The organism is Roseomonas acroporae, from assembly GCF_023223525.1.
Taxonomy (GTDB): domain Bacteria; phylum Pseudomonadota; class Alphaproteobacteria; order Acetobacterales; family Acetobacteraceae; genus Roseomonas_E; species Roseomonas_E acroporae.
The window spans coordinates 1-4270 of sequence record NZ_JALPRX010000042.1; the positions used below are offsets into that span (position 1 = coordinate 1).

The following is a 4270-nucleotide window of genomic DNA, read 5'->3' on the forward strand; positions in this document are numbered from 1 at the left end:
CTCAAGACGCGCGCGGCCCCGGTGGTGATCCACGGCGCGCCGCTGCCCGACGGCGAGTGGCGGGTGCTGGAGGACGGCCCGGCGCGCCTGCGCATGGAGCAGTGGCGGGACGGCGCGCTGCGCGCCCGGCTCGCCGCCTGAGCGGCGCTGCGGGCCGCGCGGAACATGGCCCCGGCGCGGAATGGCCCGGCTGTCAGGGCCGGGACTCGGGTTCCGCGAAGTCGCCCGCGCCATCGCCGCGTGCGCCGGCGGCAGCCGTCGGGCCGGTATCCGCGGCCTGCCGGGTTCCCGTGCCGGCGCATGCCGCGAGAAGGCAGGCGAGGCCGGGGACGGGGAGCAGCCTCGTGAGGGAGATGCTTCGCATGCCAGGTTAGTCCGTGTCGGTTGCGCAGGGCGTTGGCGGTGCTCATTCATGGCGCAACGGTGCCGGCCGGGCTTGCTCGTCGGTCGCCCATGAGCCGGCGGGTCCTGCCGGTACGCGCATCTCCCCTGGCGCGGGCACCGGCAGGACCCGTCGGGCGGGCGGGGCACGATGAGGCGGATGCCGCGCCCCGGTGGCGCGCATCGCCGCCGCATGCCGGCCGGCGGCGCTTCGGCTCTCTCATGCCGACGGCGTCGTTCGTCGACACATCCCGGGGCGCTGCCCCGGACCCCGCGAAGGGGCGAAGTCCCCTTCGAGACCCCCGATTCACGAAGACGGGTCAAGCAATCCCGTCGTGCGTATCACGCCGCTTCCCGGGCGAAGGCGATCAGCGCCGCCGCCACGGCCTCGGGCTGCTCGGGCACCAGCGCGTGCCCGGCCCGCGCCACCACCACCCGCGTCACGCGCGGGCCGAGCGTGGCGTGCAGTTCCTCCAGCGAAGGCGGCGGCGCGATCGCGTCCTCGGCGGCCGCGACGTAGAGCAGGGGATGCCGCTCGGCGGCGCGCAGCCAGCCCTTGTCGGTCGTCGCCGCCGCGGCGGCGCGCTGGGCCGCGGCCACCTCGGGATGCCAGCCCGGCAGCCAGGCGCGGGCGTCGTTGCCGGGCGCGAAATAGGCGCGCCGCAGATGCGCGAGGCGCTCCTCGTCGGGCAGCGTCGTCGTGTAGCTCGCGGTGATGGAGCGGCGGATCGCCGGATCGATCTCCGTGCCGGTGACCGCCGCGAGCATGGCCACGCCGCGCACCAGCGCCGGCCGGTCATGCGCCAGCACCCGCGCCACCCAGTTGCCGGCGGCATGGCCGGCGACGATCGTCGGGGCCGCGCCTTCCGCCTCGATCACGGCGGCGATGTCGGCCGCCATGTCGTGCAGCGTGGCGCCCGGCGGCAGCGGCGCGGAGCCGCCGATGCCGCGCGGCTCCGGCCGCAGCACCGTGAAGCCGGCCGCGACCAGGCGCGGCACGATGCCGTCGAAATCCTCCTGGCCGCGCCCGAGCGAGGGGATCAGCACGATGGCCGGCCCCGCCCCGTCCCGCCGCAGCGTGACGGCACCCGTCTCCCGTTCGATCCGCAATTCCTCGGCCATCGCCCCGCCCATTCCCCACAAGCCCATGGAGAGCGCGGGAAGCAGCCCGAGCACCGGACGTCGCCGCATGGTCTCCTCCCTTCCCGTTCGCCAGCCCTGTTCGCCGGGCCGGAAATTGCCATCGCGGCGCTTTATTGTCAAAAGGTCAGTCTATTGACTTTTACGGTCCGCGCCGGCAGGATCATGCGAGAAGAAGCGGCGCGGTGCCGGGACATCCGCCGCGACGGATCCAGGAAAGAACAGGGCAGGGCATGCGCGCAGGAATTGCAGGAATCGGCCGCCGTTCGGCACTTCTGGCGTTGGGCGGCGCGGCGCTCGCCGCGCGGGCGGCCGGGGGCGCCGGGGAAGCCCGCGCCGAGACCGCCCGCACCGGCCGCGCCATCGTCGGCTTCCCGCCGGGCGGCACGATCGACAGCGTCACCCGCCTCTACGCCGAGCGCCTGCGGGCCAGCGGCGCCATGCAGCTCGTGGTGGACAACCGCCCCGGCGCGGGCGGCCGCATGGCGCTGGAACTGCTCAAGCCGCTGCCCGCCGACGGCTCCGCCTTCATCGTCACCCCGGCTTCGATGCTGACGATCTACCCGCACCTCTACACGCGGACGCTGCGCTACGACCCGCTGCGCGACTTCACGCCGGTCTCGCCCCTCTGCGTCTTCCCCTTCGGCCTCGCCGTCGCGAAGCAGCACCCGGCGCGCACCCTGGCGGAGTTCGTCGCCTGGGCGAAGCCGAGCCCCTCGGTGGACTGGGCCTCGCCCGTGCCGGGCTCCATGCCGCACTTCATCGGCACCGAGCTGGCCCGCCTCGCCGGGCTCTCGCTGAACCACATCCCGTATCGCGGCTCGGCGCCCGCGGCGTCGGACCTGCTGTCGGGCACGTTGCAGGCGGTGATCCTGCCGCTCGGCGACCTGACCTCCTTCCACCGTTCCGGCGACGTGCGCCTGCTCGCCGTCTCCTCGCCCGAGCGGCGGCCGGGGCTGGAGGTGCCGACCTTCGCCGAGGCCGGCTTCCCCGCCCTGACGCACGAGGAATGGTACGGCGCCCTGCTGCCGGCCGGCGCGCCGGCGCCGGTGGTCGCTGCCCTGCACGGCGCCATCGTCGCCGCGGTGCCCGAGGTCACGGCCGCGCTCGCGCGCATCGACCTCCAGCCGCAGCCGATGGCGCCCGAGGCGTTCCGCCAGCGCATCGCGCGGGAGACCGAGACCTGGGGGCCGATCGTCGCCGCCTCCGGCTTCCGGCCGGACGAGTGAGGCCGGCGCCCGGACGGCACGCCCCCTGACAGGCAGGCCGGTGGCCGCCCCCGCCGCGGCCGGCCCGCCACGCGACGATCCCGAGGCAGCGATCCCGAGAAGGCAACCATGGACAACCACGCCCGCACGCCGCTTCCCGACCGCTACGAGCCCTTCGCCCCCGGCATCGAGCCGGCGGTGCCGGTGCCGGGCTACCCCAACACCTGGACGCACACCCCGGCGCAGCCGCTGATCCGCCGGCCGGTGACGCGCACCGAGGCGACCGGCCCGCTCGCCCTCTGGCGCAAGCTGCCCTGCGACGAGAGCAACCTCGCCGTGCTCGGCCCGGGGCGGATCGCGCAGGGCCAGCTCATGCACGTCTCCGGCCGCATCCTCGACGAATCCGCCCGGCCGGTGCGCGACGCGGTGGTCGAGCTGTGGCAGGCCAATGCCGCCGGCCGCTACTTCCACCCGATCGACCAGCGCGACGCGCCGCTCGACCCGCACTTCGTCGGCAACGGCCGCGTGCGCACGGACGCGGAGGGCCGCTACGCCTTCTTCACCATCAGGCCCGGCGCCTACCCGGTGCCGGTGAAGGACACGTGGTGGCGGCCGCCGCACATCCACTTCTCGGTGCTCGGCCCGGCCTCGCTCTCGCGCCTCGTGACGCAGATGTACTTCCCGGGCGACCCGATGAACGAGTGGGACCGCATCCTGAACTCGATCCCCGACGCGGCGGCGCGGCAGCGCCTCGTCGCGCGCCAGACCCACCCGGCCGAGGTGGGCGATGGCTGGATCGCCTTCACCCACGACATCGTGCTGCGCGGCCGCCACGCCACGCCGGAGGCCTGACCGATGACCCTGCTCGCCCCCACCTCGCAGCACACGATCGGCCCCTTCTTCCCGCGCACCTTCTTCCGTGACGGCGACAACGACCTCACGCGCCTCGCCGACGGCCCGCCGGCACGCGGCGAGCCGATCCTGCTGCACGGCCGCGTCGCGAAGGAGGAGGGCATCGCCTGCCTGAACATGATCCTGGAGGCGTGGCAGGCGGATGCCGCGGGCCGCTTCGCGCACCCGGCCGACCCGGAGGCGCATCTCGCCGACCCCGCCTTCCTGGGCTGGGGCCGCGCCTGGACCGACGCGGCGGGGAATTTCGCGTTCCGCACCGTGCTGCCCGGCGGCTTCCGCGACGCCACGGGCGCGCGCGCGCCGCACGTCAACCTCGCCGTGATGGGGGCGGGGCTGATGCGCCGGGCGCAGACCACGGTGTTCTTCCCCGATTTCGCCGAGGCGAACGCGGCCGATCCGGTGCTCTCCCTGGTGCCGGCGGAACGCCGCCACCACCTCGTCGCGCGCGGGGACGGCGAGGCGGACGGGATGCGCCGCTTCCGCTTCGACATCCTGCTGCGCGGCGACGCCGCGGCGGAGACGCCCTTCTTCGACGATTGAGTCGCGGCGGGAGGGCACGGGGGAAGGAGCCGGCGATGGCGAGCATTGGACAGGGGGCGGGCATGGCGGGCGCCGGCGGCCGGGCGGGG

Annotated in this window: 4 protein-coding genes; 3 read left to right on the plus strand and 1 reads right to left on the minus strand. The window is 75.1% G+C overall.

Going from position 1 to position 4270, the window contains the following annotated elements; all coding sequences use genetic code 11:
- Window positions 1–723 precede the first annotated feature (723 nt).
- Window positions 724–1572, minus strand: a complete 849-nt coding sequence (locus M0638_RS10905; protein ID WP_248667016.1) for an alpha/beta fold hydrolase — start codon at window positions 1570–1572, stop codon at window positions 724–726.
- Between the two features lie 182 nt (window positions 1573–1754).
- Here M0638_RS10905 and M0638_RS10910 point away from each other — a divergent pair, with 182 nt between their 5' ends.
- The 3 genes from M0638_RS10910 to pcaG all read left to right on the plus strand — a co-directional run bounded on the left by M0638_RS10910 (window position 1755) and on the right by pcaG (window position 4181).
- Window positions 1755–2750, plus strand: coding sequence for a tripartite tricarboxylate transporter substrate-binding protein (locus tag M0638_RS10910; RefSeq protein WP_248667017.1), 996 nt, complete (start codon window positions 1755–1757; stop codon window positions 2748–2750).
- A gap of 108 nt (window positions 2751–2858) precedes the next feature.
- Complete coding sequence (locus M0638_RS10915) at window positions 2859–3581, plus strand: dioxygenase family protein (RefSeq protein ID WP_248667018.1); 723 nt, start codon at window positions 2859–2861, stop codon at window positions 3579–3581.
- 3 nt (window positions 3582–3584) lie between these two features.
- Entirely contained in the window at window positions 3585–4181 is a 597-nt protein-coding gene (gene pcaG, locus M0638_RS10920) for a protocatechuate 3,4-dioxygenase subunit alpha (protein WP_248667019.1), read from the plus strand.
- The last annotated feature ends 89 nt before the right edge of the window (window positions 4182–4270 follow it).

Coding starts and splice junctions, on each gene's coding strand:
- M0638_RS10910 (WP_248667017.1), top strand. CDS start 1,755: ATGCGCGCAGGAATTGCAGGAATCGGCCGCCGTTCGGCACTTCTGGCG.
- M0638_RS10915 (WP_248667018.1), top strand. CDS start 2,859: ATGGACAACCACGCCCGCACGCCGCTTCCCGACCGCTACGAGCCCTTC.
- pcaG (WP_248667019.1), top strand. CDS start 3,585: ATGACCCTGCTCGCCCCCACCTCGCAGCACACGATCGGCCCCTTCTTC.
- M0638_RS10905 (WP_248667016.1), bottom strand. CDS start 1,572: ATGCGGCGACGTCCGGTGCTCGGGCTGCTTCCCGCGCTCTCCATGGGC.